Origin of the sequence: Methylobrevis pamukkalensis (genome assembly GCF_001720135.1) — a bacterium.
In the GTDB taxonomy this organism is placed as follows: domain Bacteria; phylum Pseudomonadota; class Alphaproteobacteria; order Rhizobiales; family Pleomorphomonadaceae; genus Methylobrevis; species Methylobrevis pamukkalensis.
The window spans coordinates 1-18,917 of record NZ_MCRJ01000090.1 but is presented as its reverse complement, the minus strand read 5'-3'; the positions used below and the strand labels follow the sequence as shown (position 1 = coordinate 18,917).

Annotated in this window: 17 protein-coding genes and 1 pseudogene; 9 read left to right on the top strand and 9 right to left on the bottom strand. The window is 69.0% G+C overall.

The window, feature by feature from the left end; genetic code table 11:
• From A6302_RS23065 to A6302_RS14530, 7 genes and pseudogenes are all read left to right on the top strand, one after another.
• The coding region (locus A6302_RS23065; protein WP_483428745.1) for a coiled-coil domain-containing protein at positions 1-1,498 on the top strand (1,498 nt) is incomplete at its 5' end.
• 107 nt (positions 1,499-1,605) lie between these two features.
• Positions 1,606-2,216 (top strand): annotated as a pseudogene (locus A6302_RS26220) (chromosome segregation protein SMC); the annotation flags it as partial.
• A gap of 214 nt (positions 2,217-2,430) precedes the next feature.
• The gene (locus tag A6302_RS14550) at positions 2,431-2,775 is read left to right on the top strand and encodes an AtpZ/AtpI family protein (RefSeq protein WP_069307652.1); all 345 of its coding nucleotides are present in this window, start codon (positions 2,431-2,433) and stop codon (positions 2,773-2,775) included.
• 72 nt (positions 2,776-2,847) lie between these two features.
• Complete coding sequence (locus A6302_RS14545; RefSeq protein ID WP_069307645.1) at positions 2,848-3,612, top strand: F0F1 ATP synthase subunit A; 765 nt, start codon at positions 2,848-2,850, stop codon at positions 3,610-3,612.
• A gap of 86 nt (positions 3,613-3,698) precedes the next feature.
• Positions 3,699-3,920, top strand: a complete 222-nt coding sequence (locus A6302_RS14540; RefSeq protein WP_069307644.1) for a F0F1 ATP synthase subunit C — start codon at positions 3,699-3,701, stop codon at positions 3,918-3,920.
• A gap of 204 nt (positions 3,921-4,124) precedes the next feature.
• Positions 4,125-4,685: a F0F1 ATP synthase subunit B gene (locus A6302_RS14535; protein ID WP_069307643.1), complete on the top strand. Its 561-nt coding sequence runs from the start codon at positions 4,125-4,127 to the stop codon at positions 4,683-4,685.
• Between the two features lie 24 nt (positions 4,686-4,709).
• On the top strand, positions 4,710-5,183 hold the full coding sequence (locus A6302_RS14530) for a F0F1 ATP synthase subunit B family protein (RefSeq protein WP_069307642.1): 474 nt from the start codon (positions 4,710-4,712) through the stop codon (positions 5,181-5,183).
• A 170-nt stretch (positions 5,184-5,353) separates the two neighbouring features.
• Here A6302_RS14530 and A6302_RS14525 read toward each other — a convergent pair whose 3' ends face one another.
• Both A6302_RS14525 and A6302_RS14520 read right to left on the bottom strand, forming a co-directional pair.
• Entirely contained in the window at positions 5,354-6,016 is a 663-nt protein-coding gene (locus A6302_RS14525; protein WP_069307641.1) for a ribonuclease HII, read from the bottom strand.
• Positions 6,017-6,263: 247 nt separating this feature from the next.
• Positions 6,264-7,430, bottom strand: coding sequence for a PA0069 family radical SAM protein (locus A6302_RS14520; RefSeq protein ID WP_069307640.1), 1,167 nt, complete (start codon positions 7,428-7,430; stop codon positions 6,264-6,266).
• A gap of 108 nt (positions 7,431-7,538) precedes the next feature.
• Between A6302_RS14520 and A6302_RS14515 the strand changes: the two genes are divergently transcribed.
• Positions 7,539-8,300, top strand: a complete 762-nt coding sequence (locus tag A6302_RS14515; protein ID WP_069307639.1) for a glycosyltransferase — start codon at positions 7,539-7,541, stop codon at positions 8,298-8,300.
• Between the two features lie 73 nt (positions 8,301-8,373).
• Here A6302_RS14515 and moaB read toward each other — a convergent pair whose 3' ends face one another.
• From moaB to A6302_RS14500, 3 genes are all read right to left on the bottom strand, one after another.
• Positions 8,374-8,940: a molybdenum cofactor biosynthesis protein B gene (gene moaB / locus A6302_RS14510; protein ID WP_069307638.1), complete on the bottom strand. Its 567-nt coding sequence runs from the start codon at positions 8,938-8,940 to the stop codon at positions 8,374-8,376.
• A gap of 107 nt (positions 8,941-9,047) precedes the next feature.
• On the bottom strand, positions 9,048-9,350 hold the full coding sequence (locus tag A6302_RS14505) for a hypothetical protein (protein ID WP_069307637.1): 303 nt from the start codon (positions 9,348-9,350) through the stop codon (positions 9,048-9,050).
• A 140-nt stretch (positions 9,351-9,490) separates the two neighbouring features.
• Positions 9,491-11,515: a putative bifunctional diguanylate cyclase/phosphodiesterase gene (locus A6302_RS14500; RefSeq protein ID WP_169833594.1), complete on the bottom strand. Its 2,025-nt coding sequence runs from the start codon at positions 11,513-11,515 to the stop codon at positions 9,491-9,493.
• Between the two features lie 418 nt (positions 11,516-11,933).
• Between A6302_RS14500 and A6302_RS14495 the strand changes: the two genes are divergently transcribed.
• Entirely contained in the window at positions 11,934-14,219 is a 2,286-nt protein-coding gene (locus A6302_RS14495; protein ID WP_069307650.1) for an NADP-dependent malic enzyme, read from the top strand.
• Positions 14,220-14,288: 69 nt separating this feature from the next.
• On the opposite strand, the gene A6302_RS14490 is transcribed toward A6302_RS14495, so the two are convergent.
• The 4 genes from A6302_RS14490 to A6302_RS14475 form a co-directional block, all read right to left on the bottom strand.
• Positions 14,289-14,603, bottom strand: coding sequence for an SRPBCC family protein (locus A6302_RS14490; protein ID WP_342586285.1), 315 nt, complete (start codon positions 14,601-14,603; stop codon positions 14,289-14,291).
• Between the two features lie 314 nt (positions 14,604-14,917).
• Positions 14,918-15,922 carry a cytochrome d ubiquinol oxidase subunit II gene (gene cydB / locus A6302_RS14485; protein WP_069307649.1) on the bottom strand — a complete coding sequence of 335 codons (1,005 nt, stop codon included), beginning with the start codon at positions 15,920-15,922 and terminating at the stop codon, positions 14,918-14,920.
• 11 nt (positions 15,923-15,933) lie between these two features.
• Complete coding sequence (locus A6302_RS14480) at positions 15,934-17,325, bottom strand: cytochrome ubiquinol oxidase subunit I (RefSeq protein ID WP_069307636.1); 1,392 nt, start codon at positions 17,323-17,325, stop codon at positions 15,934-15,936.
• A gap of 855 nt (positions 17,326-18,180) precedes the next feature.
• The gene (locus A6302_RS14475; RefSeq protein WP_342586284.1) at positions 18,181-18,837 is read right to left on the bottom strand and encodes a uracil-DNA glycosylase; all 657 of its coding nucleotides are present in this window, start codon (positions 18,835-18,837) and stop codon (positions 18,181-18,183) included.
• Positions 18,838-18,917: the final 80 nt, after the last annotated feature.

Below are 18,917 nucleotides of genomic sequence, written 5' to 3'. Positions count from 1 at the left end.
GGCTGGCGCGCGAAGCCGCCAAGGCGACGCGGAGATTGCCGCGCTGGACGGGCGCGGCGACGTGGCCGCTGCCCTCGAGACCGCCCGCGCGGAGTCCCTTGCCGCCGACGATCATCTGGAGGCCGCCGAACGGCGGGCCGCCGCCGCCGAGCGGGCGCTGGAGGAGGCCGGACGGACCGAGCGGGCTGCCCGGGGGCCGCTGGCCGAAGCCGAGCGCGAGGCGAGCCGCCTCGACACCGAGGCCAAGACGCTCGCGCGGGTCCTCAATGTGGAGATGGGCCAGCTGTTTCCGCCGCTGGTCGACCGGCTGACCGCAAGGCGCGGCTTCGAGACCGCGCTGGGGGCGGCGCTGGGCGAGGATATCGAGGCGCCGGTCGATGCGCGGGCCCCGGCCCACTGGTCCGATCCGCAGGGCGGCACGGACGATCCGCCGCTTCCCGAAGGCGTCGCCTCGCTTGCCGACCATGTCGACGGGCCGGCGATTCTGGCGCGGGTGCTTGCGCAGATCGGCGTGGTCGAGCGGATCGAGGGCGAACGCCTGCGCCGCCAGCTGCGTCCCGGCCAGCGCCTCGTCTCGAGGGAAGGCGATCTCTGGCGCTGGGACGGCTATGTCGCGGCGGCCGGCGCGCCGACCCCGGCCGCCCAGCGGCTGGAAAGCCGCAATCGCCTCGCCGAACTCGACGCCACCCGCAGCGCCGCCCGCGCGTCGGTGGAGGAAAGGCGCCGCGCGGTGGCGACGGCCCAGGCCGCGACCCGCAAGGCCCAGGAGGAAGAACGCGCGGCGCGCGAGGCGGTGCGCCTTGCCAATCGCGCCCTCGGCGAGGCCCGTGAACGCCGGGCGAAGGCCGAGCGTCTCGCCGCCGAGATCGCCACCCGCCGCGCGGCGCTCAAGGAGGGGCGCGACCGGCTGGAGACCGATCTGGTCGAGGCGCGCCGCGTGGCGGCAGAGGCCGCGACGCTGCTTTCGACCGGCGACGACGCCGCCGACCACGCCACGCGCCTGCAGGAGCTGCGGCTGGCCGTGGCAGAACAGCGCGCCGAGGTCGCCGAACGTCGGCTTGCCGCGGAGACACTGCTGCGCGAGGCGGCGACGCGGCGGCGGCGGGCCGAGGATCTGGTCCGGGAACGGGACGGCTGGACGACGCGAATCGACGAGGCCGGCCGGCAGATCGACCGTCTCGCGGCGCGCAACGACGAGATCGCCACCGAGGTGGCCAGCCTTGCCGCAAGGCCGGACGAGATCGTCGCGGAACGTGGCAAACTGATATTCCAGATCGGCGAAGCCGAAACGGCAAGCCGCAGCGCCGCGGACGAATTGGCGGTCGCCGAGCGCGAGGCAAGTGCGGCCGAGGCCTCGGCGCGCGCCGCGCTGCAGGCGCTGGGCGACGCCCGCGAGGCCCGCGCCCGGGCCGAGGAACGCCTCGCCTCCGCGCGCCTGCGCTTGGCGAGATCGAGGCGGAGATCGCCGAGGCTTTCGAGTGTCCGCCGGCCGGGCTGACCGTGCTGGCGGAGCTTGCCGAGGCGGCGTCAAGGCCGCAGATCGGCGCCGTCGAGGCCCGTCTGGAGCGGCTGCGGCAGGAGCGCGACCGCCTTGGCGGGGTCAATCTCCAGGCCGAGGAGGAGGCCGGCGAAGTGGCCGGTCGGCGCGATTCCCTCGTGGCCGAGCGGGAGGAACTGATCGAGGCGATCCGGCGTCTGCGCGGCGCGATCCAGAGCCTCAACCGCGAGGCGCGCGAGCGGCTGCTGGCCTCCTTCCACGTCGTCGACGGCCATTTCCGCCGTCTTTTCACGCATCTGTTCGGCGGCGGCACCGCGGAACTGCAACTGGTCGATTCGGAAGATCCGCTGGAAGCGGGGCTCGACATCCTCGCCCGGCCGCCCGGCAAGAAGCCCCAGACCATGACGCTGCTGTCGGGCGGCGAACAGGCACTGACGGCGATGGCCTGATCTTCGCGGTGTTCCTGACCAACCCGGCACCGATCTGCGTGCTTGACGAGGTGGATGCGCCGCTCGACGACGCCAATGTGGAGCGCTACTGCGACCTTCTCGACGAGATGGTCCGCCAGACCGACACCCGCTTCCTCGTCATCACCCACAATCCGATCACGATGGCGCGGATGCGCCGGCTTTTCGGCGTGACGATGTCCGAGCGCGGCGTCTCGCAACTGGTGTCGGTGGATCTGGAGGCGGCAAGCCGATTCCTCGAGGCCGTCTGAGATCGGTCGGGAACGGGGTCCATGCCGCGGTGCGGCGGCAGGTCGCCGCCATGTCCTGGGACACCAACCAGTAAAGATCAGAATTCTTCAATGAAAACAGGCATATGATACTTTGGAGGCCCGCCTTGACAGCTTTGGGGGCGCTGACTATTGTGCGCCCGACTTCAGAGGGGCCGAACGGGGCTGCCAGCGCGAATTCGTCAGGGTTATGCCGATGAACGACGACAGGCGCGAGGGCGGAGGCGGCGAGGTTCCTCCCGGACATAGCGATCAGGATGATCTGGCGGGCCGCAAGGCCAGGCTGGAGCAGACCCTGGCGAAGGTAAAGGGCGTGCGCGACAAGCAGCGGGCGCCCGAGCGTACAGACTTTGGCACGAACTACAGCAAGGCCTTTCGCCTTGCGAGCGAGTTCACCGGCGGCGTGCTTGTCGGGGCCGTGCTGGGCTGGGGCTTCGACCAGTTGCTGGGCACCTCGCCCATCGGTCTGGTGGTGTTCCTGCTGCTCGGTTTCGCGGCCGGTGTGATGGCCATGGTCCGGACCGGACGGTCCGGGGATTGAAGAGCGCTCCGGCCACCGCCGGGGTTCGTGTCGAGGCCTTCGCGAAGGCCGTAAGCTGCGAGGAGTGATCAGGTGGCAACGGCCGACAAAGTGGATCCGGTACATCAGTTCATCGTCAACGATCTGATTCCGCTCGGCCGCGTGGCCGACATGAAGCTGGCGTTCCAGAATTCCTCGCTGTTCATGTTCGTCGCCGTCGCGCTGATCATCGGCTTCCTGCTGATCGGCACCCGCGCCCGCAAGCTGGTGCCCGGCCGGATGCAGTCGGTCGTCGAGATGCTCTACGAGTTCATGGCCGGCACGGTCCGCCAGGTGCTCGGCGAGGAAGGAATGAAGTTCTTTCCCTTCGTCTTCTCGCTGTTCACCTTCATCCTGGCGCTGAACCTGCTCGGCATGGTGCCCTACTTCTTCACCGTGACCAGCCAGATCGTGGTGACCGCGTCGCTGGCCCTCTTGGTGATCTTCACGGTGATCATCGTCGGTTTCGTCAAGAACGGCATCGGCTTCGTGAAGCTGTTCGTGCCGCATGGCGTGCCGATGGTGCTGCTGCCGCTGATCAGCCTGATCGAGATCATCTCCTTCTTTGCCCGGCCGGTGTCGCTCTCGCTGCGTCTGTTCGGCAACATGCTGGCCGGTCACATCGTGCTGAAGGTCTTCGCCGGCTTCATCGGCACGCTCGGCGCCTTCGGCTTCTTCGGTGTTCTCGGCGCCATCGCGCCGTTCCTGATGACGATCGCCATCACGGCGCTGGAATTCCTCGTTGCCTTCCTCCAGGCCTTCGTCTTCGCGGTGCTCACCTGCGTTTACCTCAAGGACGCACTGCATCCGCATCACTGAGCCTTGCGCTCTCACCGGCGCCCGACGGCGTCTTCGTTCAGGTCCAAGATCAAGACACTGATCACGTTCAACCAAGGAGAATGACTATGGAAGCGGATGCCGCCAAGCTGCTCGGAGCCGGTATCGCCTGTCTCGGCATGGGTCTCGCCGCCATCGGCGTGGGCAACATCTTCGGCAACTTCCTGTCGGGCGCGCTGCGCAACCCGTCGGCCGCCAAGGAACAGTTCACCAACGCGCTGATCGGTGCGGCGCTCGCCGAAGGTCTCGGCATCTTCGCGCTCGTCATCGCCTTCCTGCTCGTTCTCTGAGACAGGCTGCGCGGGACGGTCTCCTCCGTCCCGCCGCAGGCCGCGGCGCCTCCGTTGCGGGGCACGCGGCATGAGGTTGAACTGATCGCGACGGACGGGGCCATCGGCCCCGCCTTTGCGTGATCCGGAGCCGGAAACCCGGCGCCGGCGTTCCATGCGATCCGGACTCTTCTTCCAGAAAAGTCCGCTGACGGGATAGCGAACATGGCAGAGACGCCGCAGCAGGGAGAACTGAGCGAGGCTCTTGAGCAGCAGGCTCACGGCCAGCACGGTGATGTATTCCCGCCCTTCGACCAGACGCATTTCGCGTCCCAGATCCTCTGGCTCGCGATCAGCTTCGGGCTGCTCTACTATCTGGTCTCGAAGGTGGCGCTGCCCCGCGTTGCCGGCATCCTCGAGGACCGCCACGACCGCATCGCGTGGGACCTGTCGGAGGCCGAGCGCCTCAAGCAGGAGAGCGACGACGCCGTCGCCGCCTACGAGAAGGCGCTCGCCGAAGCCCGCGACAAGGCGCATGCCATCGCCCGCGAGAGCCACAGCCGGATTTCGGCCGAGGTTGCCGCCAAGCGTCACGACGTCGAGGCGGGTCTTGCCGCCAAGCTCGCGACCGCCGAGCAGCGGATCGGCACGATCAAGGCAGATGCCCTGGCGCAGGTGGGCGACATCGCCTCCGAGGCCACCGGCGCCATCGTCTCGACGCTCGTCGAGACCGAGGTGTCCAAGGACGAAATCGACGGTGCGGTGTCCGCCGCCCTGGCCCGTTAATCCGGCCCTTCAGGAGCAACGACCATGGACGCCACAGCCCTCGCCACACTCTGGGCCTTCATCGCCCTCATCGGCTTCCTCGGGATCCTGCTGTTCAAGCGGGTCGACAAGACGGCCGTTGCCGCCCTCGATGATCGCGCCGCGCGCATCGCCAAGGAACTCGACGAAGCCCGTCGTCTCCGCGAGGAGGCCCAGGCCCTGCTCGCCGAATATCAGCGCAAGGCCCGCGAGGCCGGCAAGGTTGCCGAGGACATCGTCGAGAACGCCAAGGCCGAGGCGATCCGCCTCACGGCCGAGTCGGAAGCGGCCCTGTCCGAGATGATCGAGCGCCGCACCAAGTCGGTCGAGACCAAGATCGCCCAGGCCGAAACCCAGGCCCTCGGGGAGATCCGCGCGATTGCCGCCGATGTCGCGATCGCCGCCGCCTCGAAGATCCTCGCCGACAAGGTCAACGGCCCGCTCGCCGACGCGATCGTGTCGAAGAGCATCGCGACGTGAAGGCGAAGATGAACTGACCGGGTTCTCCCCGGTGACTGAGTTTCGAAAGGTCCGGATCCGCAAGGCTCCGGGCCTTTTCGTTTGTGCGGGCATCACCTGGTCCCATGCGTTACCGCTCCGCCGGTGCGATGAGACGGGTCCGGCGCGGCGCGCGGACACTGCCTTCGGGCCTATCCCGCCGCCATCACGTCCCGGATCGGGCGAAAGCTCATGCGGTGGAGCGCGCAGGGGCCGAGGCGGGCGAGGGCCGCCTGGTGCTGGGCGGTGCCGTAGCCGACGTGGGCCTCGAAGCCGTAGTCGGGGAAATGCGCCGACATGGTCCACATCAGCCGGTCGCGGGTGACCTTGGCGACGATCGAGGCCGCCGCGATCGCGGCGACACGGCCATCGCCCTTGATCAGCGCCTCGCCGGGACAGGCAAGGCCGGGCGGCACGTCCTTGCCGTCGACCAGCACGGCGGCGGGCGGCAGGGCGAGACCGGCCACGGCCCGCCGCATGGCGCCCAGCGTCGCGGCGCGGATGTTGATCCGGTCGATGGTGGCCGGCGAGGCGCTTGCCACCGCCACCACGTGCCGGAGCAGGATTTCCTCGAAGATCGCCTCCCGGCGCGCGGCCGTCAGCTTCTTGGAATCGTCGAGCCCCGCCGGGATGTCGTCGCCGACGAGGATCACCGCCGCGGTGACGACCGGCCCGGCCCACGGCCCGCGTCCGGCCTCGTCCACCCCGGCGACCAGCCCGCCATGACGCAGGGTCGCGGCCCGTTCAAGGGTCCGGTCGCAGACATCGGCGAAGCCGGGAAGAAGCGGGGCGGGGGATCGGGTGCGGACGGCCATGGGGCGGGACGCTGCCGCAGACGCTGTGCACATGCAAGGGGGATGAGCGGGGAGGCTGGGTCGAGGCCTTGGCGACTCCTGTCCTCAAGGTCATGGTCCGCCACGGCGGACCATCCGCGACCCTGGTCCCGTGAGGCCTTCGTGGATCCTCCGCCTACGCGGAGGATGACATCTTCACAGGAGGCGCTGCCCGACGGGCCAGCCTCCTGCCGGCATCCCGCCCCGCTCGGCCCGCGACCTGCCGCGCTCAGAACAGCGACAACTGCACCCCGCCCGCGGTCGGCTTCACGAACAGGTCGGTGCGCAGCTTCGTCTTGGCCTTGTTGATCGCCAGTCGCCGGGTGGCGATCTCGAAGCGGCGGCCGATCTGCCAGGCATAGGGGCCGCTGCCGCGCATGCGCTTGCCCCATTCGGCGTCGTAGTCCTTGCCGCCGCGCATGCTGCGCAGGACCGACATCACATGGCGGTAGCGGTCGGGAAACAGCCGCAGCAGCCAGTCGCGGAACAGGTCGGCGACCTCCAGCGGCAGGCGCAGCAGCACGTAGCCGGCCTCGCGTGCGCCCATGACGGCGCTGGCATCGAGAATGCGCTCGATCTCCATGTCGGTGACCATCGGGATCACCGGCGCGACCATCACCCCGGTCGGAATGCCGGCTTCCGACAACTGCCGGATCGCCTCGAGACGGCGTTCCGGCGTCGACGCGCGCGGCTCCATTGCCCGGGCGAGCTTGCGGTCGAGGGTGGTGACCGACAGGGCGACCTTGACGAGGCCCTTCTTCGCCATCGGCGCGAGGATGTCGATGTCGCGGGTGACGAGCGCCGACTTGGTGACGATCAGCACCGGATGATCGGTCTTTGCCAGCACCTCCAGCACGGCGCGGGTGATGCCGTAGTCCTTCTCGATCGGCTGGTAGGGATCGGTGTTGGTGCCCATGGCGATGGGCTTCGGCTGATAGGACGGCGCCGAGAGCTCGCGCTCCAGCAGTTCGGCGGCGTTGGGCTTGGCGAACAGCCGGGTCTCGAAGTCGAGACCGGGGGAGAGGCCCATGTTGGCGTGGCTCGGCCGCGCAAAGCAGTAGATGCAGCCGTGCTCGCAGCCGCGATAGGGATTGATCGACCGGTCGAAGGAGATGTCTGGCGATTCGTTGCGGGTGATGATCTTGCGGGCCTGCTCGATCTGCACGGTCGTCTTCAGCGGCGGCAGGTCGTCGAGACTGCCCCAGCCGTCGTCGACGCTGACGAGCGCGGTCGGCTCGTGGCGGCCGGAGGGATTGATCCCGGCGCCGCGCCCGCGCCGCCGCGCCTGTGCAATGCCGGCGTCGCCAAGGCCGTCGGCATGATGCTCGTCCCCGGCGGCGAAGGCGCCGACGGCGGGATGGAATTCCTGGAGGTGGAGATTCGTCGATCTGGGCATGGCCGAATCATAGCGCGACAATGAGAACAAAAAAAGAACAAATGTGAGAGACCAAGAGGCGCCTTCGACGCTCTCGCCAATGTGGCGAAAAGGCGTTAGTCATGCGGCATGTTCAGTGTGGTGATCCCGACGCGCAATTCCGAGGAAGGCCTGGCCCGGACGCTGTCGTCGCTGGTGGCGGCGGCGGCCGACGGTCTCGTGCGCGAGGTGCTCGTCGTTGACGGCGGGTCGACCGACGGCACGGCCATCGTCGCCGAGGCGACCGGCTGCAGTTTCCTCGTCGCCCACGGGCCGATCGGCGAGCGGCTGGCACGCGGCGCCGAGGCCGCCCGGCGCGGCGAATGGCTGATGTTCCTGCGGCCGGGCGTGATGCTGGAACCCGGCTGGCACCGCGAGATCGCCGCGCTGCTGGAGCGGATCGACCGGGCCGGCGGGCGCGGCGCGGACCGCGCCCTCGTCTTCCGCTATGCCCGCGACGAACTCGGCGCCGGCGCCCGTCTCGACGAGGTTCGCGCGAATCTCCTGTCCGGCCTGACCGGGCTCGCCCATCCGTCGCAGGGCCTCGCGCTGTCGCGCCGCCACTACCGCAGCCTCGGCGGCTATCGCTCCCTGCCGGCGCTGGAGGACGTCGATCTCCTGCGCCGCATCGGCCGCCTGAACCGGACGACGATCCGCGCGCGGGCGATCCGGGTCGGCCGCTTCGACGATGGCTCGGGCCTGTCCACCGCCGGCCTGCGCCGCGGCCTCAGCCGCCTGCTCGCAGGGCTCGCCGTTCCGCCCCGGCTGCTGGTTCGCCTGCACGGCGGGGGCAAGGGTATCAACGGCGAGGCCGGGGACCGCGGGGCAGGTTACGCCGACCCGGTTCCGTGAGCACGTGACGCTCGGCCTGTCGTGGCCGGGCGACGACAGCCTGTACGCGGTCACGTGCTCGGCAGGCTCACCCTCACACCGCCGTCGTCTTCAGCTTGCCGCGCTTCAGGTGCTCGTCCAGCCGCGGCATGATTTCCACGAAGTTGCAGGGCATGTGCCGGTAGTCGAGCTGGGCGGCGAGGATGCCGTCCCAGGCGTCCTTGCAGGCGCCGGGCGAGCCGGGCAGGACGAAGATGTAGGTGGCGTTGGCGACGCCGCCGGTGGCGCGCGACTGGATGGTCGAGGTGCCGATCTTGTCGTAGGAGATCCGGTGGAACACGGCGGAAAAGCCGTCCATCGTCTTCTCGAACAGGGGTTCGATCGCCTCCGGCGTCACGTCGCGGCCGGTGAAGCCGGTGCCGCCGGTGGTGATCACCACGTCGACGCCGGCGTCCGCGATCAGCCGGCTTGCCGTCTCGCGGATCGCCTCGATGTCGTCGGTCACGATCTGGCGTGAGTGCAGTCTGTGTCCGGCCGTCTCGATCCGGCCGGCCAGCGTGTCGCCGGAGCGGTCGCTGGCCATGTCGCGGGTGTCGGAAACGGTCACCACCGCGATCGAGAGCGGCAGGAAGGGGCGGGTTTCGTCGATGCCGGGGGCCATGGGTGCCATTCCGCTCATGATGGGCCGCTGTTAGTGGGCCGCTGTTGCCGGTCCGATGTCGTCGGTCCGATCGTCGGGCCGCGGGTGTCGGTCGGCAGGATATGGGGTCAGACCTTGCGGTCGTCATCCCCAGGGCCAGCCACGGGTGCGGCGGGGTCCGGATCGACGGCCGGTTCGGAGGATTCACTTGCGCGGCTCTCCACCGGGGCGACGGTGGAAGCCGTCTCTTCCGGCGGCGTGTAGTTGATGAAGAAGGTCCAGTAGCCGTAGGCCGCCATCGCCAGCGCGAGCATGCCCCAGAACGGCTGGTTGCCGATCCATTCGACGATCGCCCAGACGACGCAGAGCGCGACCACGGCGATGCGGCGTCCGCGCGGGCGGAAGAAGGGATGCTGGTTGTCGGCGGTCACGGGGGCCTCGCTGAAAGGATGCCGGCCGTGCCTTCGGGGGCAGGGCTCAAGGGCGGGTCGGGGCAATCCTACACGCCGGCCCCATCCCCGCGCGACCGGAAATCACTGTTGAAGGCAAGGGTGACAGGGGGATGGCCGCGTCAGCCGATCCGCCGGCGGTGGGCGCCGCTGAGAAAACCCCGCACGGCGGCGGCGGGCATCGCCCGTCCGAACAGATAGCCCTGGCCCTCGGTGCAGGCTTCGGCCAGCAGCCAGCTCTGCTGCGCGTCGGTCTCGATGCCCTCGGCGGTGGTCTTCATGCCGAGCGCCCGCGCAAGGCCGATCGCCGCGCGCACGATGGTCGCCGCGTCCTCCTTGTGGCCGAGGTCGCGGATGAAGGACATGTCGATCTTGATCCGGTCGAACGGAAACGACCGCAGGTAGCTCAGCGAGGAATAGCCGATGCCGAAGTCGTCGAGCGAGATGCCGACGCCGAAGGCGCGCAGCTGGCCGAGCGCGTTGCGGGTCGCCGTGTTCTCGGCGAGCGCGACCGATTCGGTGATCTCGAGGTCGAGCCGGCCCGGGGTCAGCCCCGCCGAGCGCACCGCATCGACCACGTCGAACACGAAGTTCGGCTGGACCAGCTGGACCGGCGAGAGGTTGACCGAGACCCGCATGTGCGACGGCCAGGAGGCCGCATCGCGGCAGGCGCGCCGCAGCACGAGCCCGCCGAGGGCGACGATCAGGCCGGTGCGCTCGGCCACCGGAATGAATTCGGACGGCGGGATCGGGCCGCGTATCGGGTGGGTCCAGCGCAGCAGGGCCTCGAAGCCGGAGACGTTGCCGCCGGCCAGATCGACGATCGGCTGATAGTGGACCTCGAGCGCGCCGGCCGCCACCGCCTCGGCAAGGTCGCGCTGCAGCGCGCGGGCGCTCTCGATCGTTTCGGCCATCTTCCGGTCGAAGACGCGGCAGACGCCGTGGCCCTCGCTCTTGGCACGGTAGAGCGCATAGTCGCTGCGCTTCAGCAGGTCGGCGAGATTGTGATCGCCCGGCTCGGCGCAGGCGATGCCGATCGACACGCTCATCCGCACCTCGTGCGGGGAAAGCAGCAGCGGCGTGGCGAAGGCGCCGAGGATGCGTTGCGCGAAGGCGAGCAGTTCATCCTCGTCCCCTCCGGCGATGCGCGCGATCGCGAATTCGTCGCCGCCAAGCCGATAGATCCGGTCGTTGTCGCCAAGGACGCGGGACAGGCGCTGGGCGATCTCGCGCAGCGCCAGGTCACCGGCCCAGTGGCCGAGCGTGTCGTTGACGATCTTGAAGTCGTCGAAGTCGAGGAAATAGAGGGCGCAGGGGGCGCCGTCGCGCGCCGACCGCTCCAGAAGGGCGGTCATGTCGTGCTGGAAGCCGAGCCGGTTCTGCAGGCCGGTGAGGCTGTCGAGGCGGGCAAGGGCACGGATGCGCTGGCGCGCCTCCTCGTGTTCGATCGCGATGGCGCAGAGGTTCACGCAGGTGGCGACGACCTCGCGTTCGGTCCGGTCGGGGCCGCGCGGCGTATCGTAGTAGAAGGCGAAGGTGCCGACGACCCGCCCCTCGGCATTCTTGATCGGGCTCGACCAGCAGGCCCGCAGCCCGAGGGGCAGCGCCAGTGCTCTTCCGCCTGCCCACAACGGATCGGTGGCGATGTCCGTCACCTCCACCGGCTCGCCGCGCCAGGCGGCGGTGCCGCAGGAGCCGGCCATGGGACCGATCTGGATGCCGTCGATCGCCGAATGGTAGGCGTCCGGCAGGCGCGGCCCGGCGAGGGGGCGAAGATGACCGGTCTCGTCGACGGACAGGACAGAGACCGCGACGCGCGGCGCGAGGTCCTCGATCCGGCGGCACAGCATGTCCATGATGTCGCGCAGCGGCATGCTCATGGCGACGGCTTCGAGCACGGTCTGCTGGATGTCGCGCAGCCGGTTCCGGATCTCGTCGGCCTCGGCCGCCTCGAGAAACTCGGCGAGCGCGATCCGCCGGCCGCCGAGGTCGAGCGGGCGGAAGCGGACCTCGACCGACCGCCCGGCCGCGCCGGCATCGGCGCTGGTGCGGCGCCGGACTTCCGACCCGACGGCCAGACGCGACCAGACGTCGGCCCAGCCATCCGGGGTCAGGCCCGGCAGAAGATCGAAGACGCTGCCGGACATGCCCGGAACCGGCGATGCGCCGAGAAGGGAACCATCGGCGTCGAAGGCAGAGACGGGGGGAAACTGCGCGGAACCCGTCCTGGCCAGATTGGCTGTCATGCTGTTCCGCCCGTCTCACGTAGTCCCGAGAACCGGGACGCAAGGCCGTCTGCATTGCTCCGGGACGTGCAGTCCTGCCCGTCCGGCCGCGACCGTCGCGGACGCGAAGGGCGCCGAACGTCACGTTCGCCAGTATCCGCCGCGAGAATTAAGGAAATCCGAAGTGTGTTCCGCAAATCCCGTACGACCTCGGGTAGACCGGGCGAATGTTTCGCGCAGACGGCTAATCGGTTGAGAAATGCGCACAAGCGGGGTGTCCTTGCGCGCCAGTGTGATAAACAGGCGCCGATCCGGACAAGCCAGACACGGGGATATGCCGATGGCCAATGAGCGACTGACGGGATCGGAACTCGACGAGGCGGCGCTGTTCTATCACCGCTCGCCGCGGCCAGGAAAACTCGAGATCCGCGCCACCAAACCCCTCGGCAACCAGCGCGACCTGGCGCTTGCCTATTCCCCCGGCGTCGCCGCCCCCTGCCTCGCCATCCGTGACGATCCCTCGACCGCCGCGCTCTACACCGGCCGCGGCAATCTCGTCGGCGTCGTCACCAACGGCACCGCCGTGCTCGGCCTCGGCGCCATCGGCCCGCTCGCCTCCAAGCCGGTGATGGAAGGCAAGGCGGTTCTCTTCAAGAAGTTCGCCGGCATCGACGTCTTCGACATCGAGGTCGCCGAGACCGATATCTCGCGGATGGTCGACGTCGTCGCGGCACTGGAGCCGACCTTCGGCGGCATCAACCTCGAGGACATCAAGGCGCCGGAGTGTTTCGAGATCGAGGCGCAGCTGCGCGAGCGGATGAACATCCCGGTGTTCCACGACGACCAGCACGGCACGGCGATCATCGTCGCCGCCGCGATCGTCAACGGCATGGAACTCGCCGGCAAGAAGCTCGAGGACATCAAGCTCGTCACGTCGGGCGCGGGCGCCGCGGCGCTCGCCTGTCTCAACCTGATGGTCTCGCTCGGCGTGCGCCGCGAGAACATCTGGGTCACCGACATCGAGGGCGTCGTGTGGCAGGGCCGCGAGACGCTGATGGACCGCTGGAAGGCGATCTATGCGCAGGAGACGCCGGCCCGTACGCTCGCCGAGGTGATCGACGGGGCTGACGTGTTCCTCGGCCTGTCGGTCGGCGGCATCCTGACGCCCGAGATGCTGATGCGGATGGCCGACAAGCCGCTGGTGATGGCGCTCGCCAACCCCAATCCCGAGATCGCGCCGGAGATCGCCTTTGCGACCCGCGAGGACGCGATGATCTGCACCGGCCGGTCGGACTATCCCAACCAGGTCAACAACGTTCTCTGCTTCCCCTACATCTTCCGCGGCGCGCTCGACGTCGGTGCGACGACGATCAACGAGGAGATGAAGCAGGCGGCGGTGAAGGCGATCGCCGCGCTCGCCAAGGAGGAGCCGCCGGAGCGCGCCAGCCAGACCTATGCCGGCGAGGCCGACAGCTTCGGCCCGAAATACCTGATCCCGCCGCCGCTCGACCAGCGGCTGATCCTGCGCATCGCGCCGGCGGTGGCGCGGGCGGCGATGGAGAGCGGCGTCGCGCAGTATCCGATCACCGACTTCGACGCCTATCTCGACCGCCTCAACCGCTTCGTCTACCGCTCCGGCCTCGTGATGAAGCCGATCATCTCGGCGGCCAAGGGCTCGCTGCAGCGGGTGATCTACGCCGACGGCGAGGACGAGCGCGTGCTGCGCGCCGCCCAGGTGGTGATCGAGGACGGCCTTGCCGTGCCGATCCTGATCGGCCGCCCGCAGGTGCTGGACGTCCGCTGCCGCCGCTACGGCCTGCGGATCCGTCCCGGCGCCGACTTCGCCGTGATCAATCCCGAGGATGATCCGCGTTACCGCGACTATGTCGACCTCTACATCGACCGGGTCGGCCGCAAGGGCGTGACGCCGGATGCGGCCCGCACCATCGTGCGCACCAACTCCACCGTGATCGCGGCGCTGGCCGTGCTGCGCGGCGACGCGGACGCGATGCTGACGGGTCTCGAAGGCCGCTTCATCCGCCACATCGAGCATATCCGTGCGATCCTCGGCGTCGCCCCCGGCGCCACCGACTATTCGACGCTGTCGCTGCTGATCTCCAACCGCGGGCCGCTGTTCCTGACCGACACCTACGTGCGGCCGGACCCGTCGCCCGAGGAACTGGCCGAGATGACGATGCTCGCGGCCGCCGAGATCCGCCGCTTCGGCATCACGCCGCGGGCGGCGCTGCTGTCGGCGTCGAACTTCGGGTCCCGGGAAGGCGTGTCGGGTGCCAAGATGCGCGCGGCGCTGGCCATCCTGCGGGCGCGGGCGCCGGAGCTCGAGGTCGACGGCGAGATGCACGGCGATGCGGCGCTGTCGCTGATCGACCGGGCCAAGGTGATGCCGAAGTCGACGCTGACGGGCGAGGCCAACCTGCTGGTGTTCCCCGATCTCGACGCCGCCAACATCACCCTGTCGGTGCTGAAGATCTCGACCGAGGCGCTGCACGTCGGGCCGATCCTGTTCGGCGCGGCCAAGACCGCCCACGTGCTGACACCGTCGGTGACCTCGCGCGGCGTGGTCAACATGACCGCCGTGTCGGCGGTCGGCGCGCTGCAGCGCTGACGGTTCGGACCTGCGGAATCAAGAAGGGGAGGCCGGTGGCCTCCCCTTTGTCGTTCCGGATGGCGATGCTTACTTCGCCGCGGCGAGGATGCCGTCGATGCCGGATGTGTAGATGCCCTCGATGACCTTCTTCGCGTCGTCGTCGCTGGCGCCCTTGGCGTCGAATTCGCCTTCCCACTCGATTTCCGAGCCGCCGTCCTCGGCCTTCACCGTCAGGGTCGATTCGTAGTTCGCCACCGGCAGCGGGCTTTCGACGATGGTGTAGGTGTAGGTCATCGCCGCGTCGTCGCGCGAGACGAGCTTCTCGAGGATCGTGCCGCCGCCCTTCAGCGACAGGGTGCGGAAGCTGGCGCCGTCCTTTTCGGACAGCTCGCACTTCTCCACCGCCGGATGCCACGTGCCGATGCCGCAGAAGTCGCCGACGGCCTTCCAGGCGCCTCGGCCGACACGCCTTGTCCTCCTTGTTCACCTCGACGTCGAGCGCAAGCGCCGGCGTCGCGGCAAGGAGGGTGGCGGCGACGATCAGGCAGGTCTTCTTCATGTGCGTCTTCTCCCGGATGCGCATCGGTCTTTGGCCGATGTCGAGCCGGAGAGTAGACCCCGCCACGGGGCCGGGGCAATGCATTCCAAGGCTGCCGAAGGAAATCGCCCGCGGCGGACGGTCGCGGGCCGGCGGTCTTGCGCAGACCGCCGCTCCATCAGTGATAGCCCTCGCCGGCCCGGACCCGGCCGCGGAATGTCCAGTACATGAAGGCGGTGTAGGCGAGGATCAGCGGCAGCAGCGCGACGACGCCGATCAGCATGAAGACCTGGCTTTCCGGCGCGCCGGCCGTGTCCCACACCGTCAGCGACGGCGGCACGAGGTAGGGGAAGTTGGAGATCGCGAGCCCCGCAAAGCCGAGCAGGAACATGCCGACCGTGCCGACGAAGGGCGACGCGGGCTGGTCCTTCTCAAGGCCCGTCCACACCATCAGGGCGCAGAGCAGCGTCAGAATCGGCACCGGCGCCAGATAGAACAGGTTCGGCAGGGTGAACCAGCGCTCGGCGATCCGCTCGTAGAGAAGGGGCGTCCACAGGCTGACCGCCACCATGAACACCAGCACGGCGACGAGCAGGCCCTTCGCCCAGCCGCGCGCCTTCGCCTCCAGGTGCCCGGCGACGCGCATGTTCAGCCACGTGGCGCCGAGCAGCGCATAGCCGGCGACCATGGCGCAGCCGCAGAGGATGGAAAACGGCGACAGCCAGTCGAGCGGCCCGCCGGAAAAGCGCCCGTCCGTGACCGTGATCCCGTCGAGCAGGCCGCCGAGGATCAGCCCCTGGGAGAAGGCGGCGAGCGCCGAGCCGCCGGCGAAGGCGGCGTCCCAGAAGCGGTGGTCGGGCTTGGCGATCCAGCGGAATTCGAAGGCGACGCCGCGGAACACCAGCGCCAGCAGCATCAAGAGCACCGGCAGGTAGAGCGCGGGCATGATCACCGCATAGGCGGCGGGGAAGGCGACGAACAGGCCGCCGCCGCCGAGAATCAGCCAGGTCTCGTTGCCGTCCCAGAAGGGGGCGACCGAGTTCATCATCTGGTCGCGCTCGCTCTCGTCCTTCGTGAAGGGAAAGAGGATGCCGATGCCGAGGTCGAAGCCGTCGAGGATGACGTAGAGCGAGACCGCGACGCCGATCACGGCGGCCCAGATCGCCGGGAGCCAGAATTCCATGCCCATGCTGCTCACTCCCCGCTGGCGATGGCGATGCGGCCGGTTTCCGACGCGCCGGTGATCGGCCGGTTGGCAAGGCCGTGTTCGCGGATCGGCCGCATCGGCCCCTTCAGCAGCAGCCGGTTGATGAAGTAGAGGCCGGAGGCGAAGACGACGGCGTAGACCAGCACGAACAGGATCAGCGACGTCAGCATCTCGCTCGCCGTCACCGGCGAGATCGCGTCCTCGGTGCGCAGCAGTCCGGTGACGACCCACGGCTGGCGGCCCATCTCGGTCGTCACCCAGCCGGCGATCACCGCGAGGAAGCCGAGCGGCCAGACGTAGGTGAGGAAGCTCATGAACCAGCCTGTCTCGAACAGCCTGCCGCGCGCCCAGGCGAGCACGCCCCACAGGGCGATGCCGGCCATCAGGAAGCCGATGCCGACCATGATCCGGAAGGAGAGGAAGATCGGCAGCACCGGCGGCCGGTCCTCGGGCGCAAAGCTCTTCAGCCCGTCATAGAGGCCGTTCCAGTCGTGGGTGAGGATCAGGCTGCCGAGATGCGGGATCGCAAGCTCGAAGCGGTTGGCCTCCGCCGAGGCGTCGGGCAGGGCGAACAGCACCAGCGGCGCCGGTTCGGCGCCGTCCCAGTGGCCCTCCAGCCCGGCGACCTTGGCCGGCTGGTATTCGAGCGCCTTCAGGCCGTGGAAGTCGCCGACGAGGATCTGCAGCGGCGTCAGCACCACGAGGATGCCGAGCGCCATCTTCACCATCGTCTCGGCCTCGCGCACATGCTTGCCCTGCAGCCAGTAGCGCGCGCCGATCGCCAGCACCACGAAGCCGGTCGTCACATAGGCGGCGATCAGCATGTGGGCGAGGCGCAGCGGGAAGGTGGGGTTGAAGATGATCGCCAGCCAGTCGGTCGGATAGGCGACGCCGTCGCGCATCTCGAAGCCGGCCGGCGCCTGCATCCACGAGTTGGCCGACAGGATCCAGAAGGCCGAGATCGCGGTGCCGACCGCCACCAGCACGGCGGCGAAGAAATGCAGCCCCGGCGGCACGCGGCCGCGGCCGAACAGGAGGATGCCGAGGAAGGAGGCCTCGAGGAAGAAGGCCGTCAGCACCTCGTAGCCGATCAGCGGCCCGATCACGTTGCCGACCATGCGCGAGAACACCGACCAGTTGGTGCCGAACTGGTAGGTGAGCACGATGCCCGAGACGACGCCCATGGCGAAGGACACGGCGAAGATCTTGGTCCAGAAGGCCGCGAGGTTTTCGTAATGGGGGTTCTTCGTCCAGAGCGTCAGCCCGATCAGCGTCGCGATCCAGGCCGACAGGCCGATCGTGAAGGCCGGAAACACGATGTGGAACACGATCGTGAAGGCGAACTGCATCCGCGCGAGAATGACGGGATCGAGATCCATCGGGAACTCCCTGGCCGCAGCCGCGCCATCGCCCGGTCCGCCCGAGACGCCCGCAGCCCTCTCTCCCCCATGCCTAGCCCGCGGCGGGGGCGGCGTAAAGCGAAAGCGGAACGGGTGAGACATTAATTGTTTTAGTTCGAATATACAGAAGAATGAGTGAATTCGGCGACTTGGGAGATGACGGGCGACTTAGGGTGCGGGAGGGGGGCTGGCAAGGGGCGGGGTGACGGATTGACGCCGGGAGGTTCAGGGCGAGGGCAGACGGGGGGGTATGGTCCGCACCCGGCGGAATGCGATATCGCCTGCAGGAGGCGCGAGCGTCACGTTCCGCAGCCTGAGGGCAGGGGCAGCGAGACGAGAGCGACATCGTCATGGTCCGCGCAAGGCGGACCATCCACGAAAGCCGCACGGCATGACCCCAAGAGGGATGGTCCACCGCTGTGCCTGTCAGCAATGACGAACCGGCAGGGCCTGGTTGTCAGTCGGCCACCACCCCTCCACCGTCATCGCCGGGCTCGACCCGGCGACCCATTGGCCTCTCGACCCTTGCGTACCTGGCCGGTTGTCTTCATCAGCTTTTGCGATCACCAAGCCTCAGCTTGCCGCGCCGTGATTGGGTCGCCGGGTCGAGCCCGGCGAGGACGGAGGAGGGGCTGTGCACCATCGCCCCTCCGTCATGGCCCTCGTCGGGCTGACCTGCCACGCAGGTTGCGGGTTCTGGCTTTCGTGGATGGTCCGCCTGTGCGGACCATGACAATCGGAGCGGCGGGTGGATATTCCGAAGCCCGAAGCCCGAAGCCCGAAGCCCGAAGCCCGAAGCCCGAAGCCCGAAGCCCTCGCCGCCGTCGCCCCTCCTCACCCCACCTCTCCCAACCGCGCCTTCACCTCCAGAAAATCCCGCCAGGCCAGCCGCTTCTCGATCGGTTGCCGCAGGAGGTAGGCCGGGTGGTAGGTGGGCATGAGGGGGACGGGGCGGCCAGCGATGTCGAAGGTGCGCCAGCGGCCGCGGAACTTGCGGATGCCGGCCATGGCGTCGCGGCCGACGAGGGCCTTGGAGGGCTGGTTGCCGAGGAACATCAGCACGGCCGGGTTCACCAGTTCGATCTGGCGCAGGATGAACGGCCGGCAGATCGAGACCTCGAGGTCGGACGGATCGCGGTTGCCCGGCGGGCGCCAGTAGATGACGTTGGCGATATAGGCCGACGAGCGGTCGAGGCCGATCGCCGCCAGCATGCGGTCGAGCAGCTTGCCGGAACGACCGACGAAGGGCCGGCCCTCGATGTCCTCGTCGCGCCCCGGCGCCTCGCCCACCAGCATCAGCCGCGCCTGCGGGTTGCCGTCGGCAAACACCATGTTCTTGGCCGTCAGCCGCAGATTGCAGCCACGAAAGTCGGCGAGCAGGGCGCGGAGTTCGTCGAGGCTATTGGCCGAGGCCGCCGCCTCGCGCGCGGCCATCACCGCCTCCTCGCCGGGCGGCGTCACCACACCGCCGTCATAGCCGGGTTCGGGCATGGCCGCCATGGGCGACGCGGAGGGAGCGGCTGTCCGGGGAGCAGGCTGGGAAGTTGGCCGGGACGGCGCCGCGCGTTGCG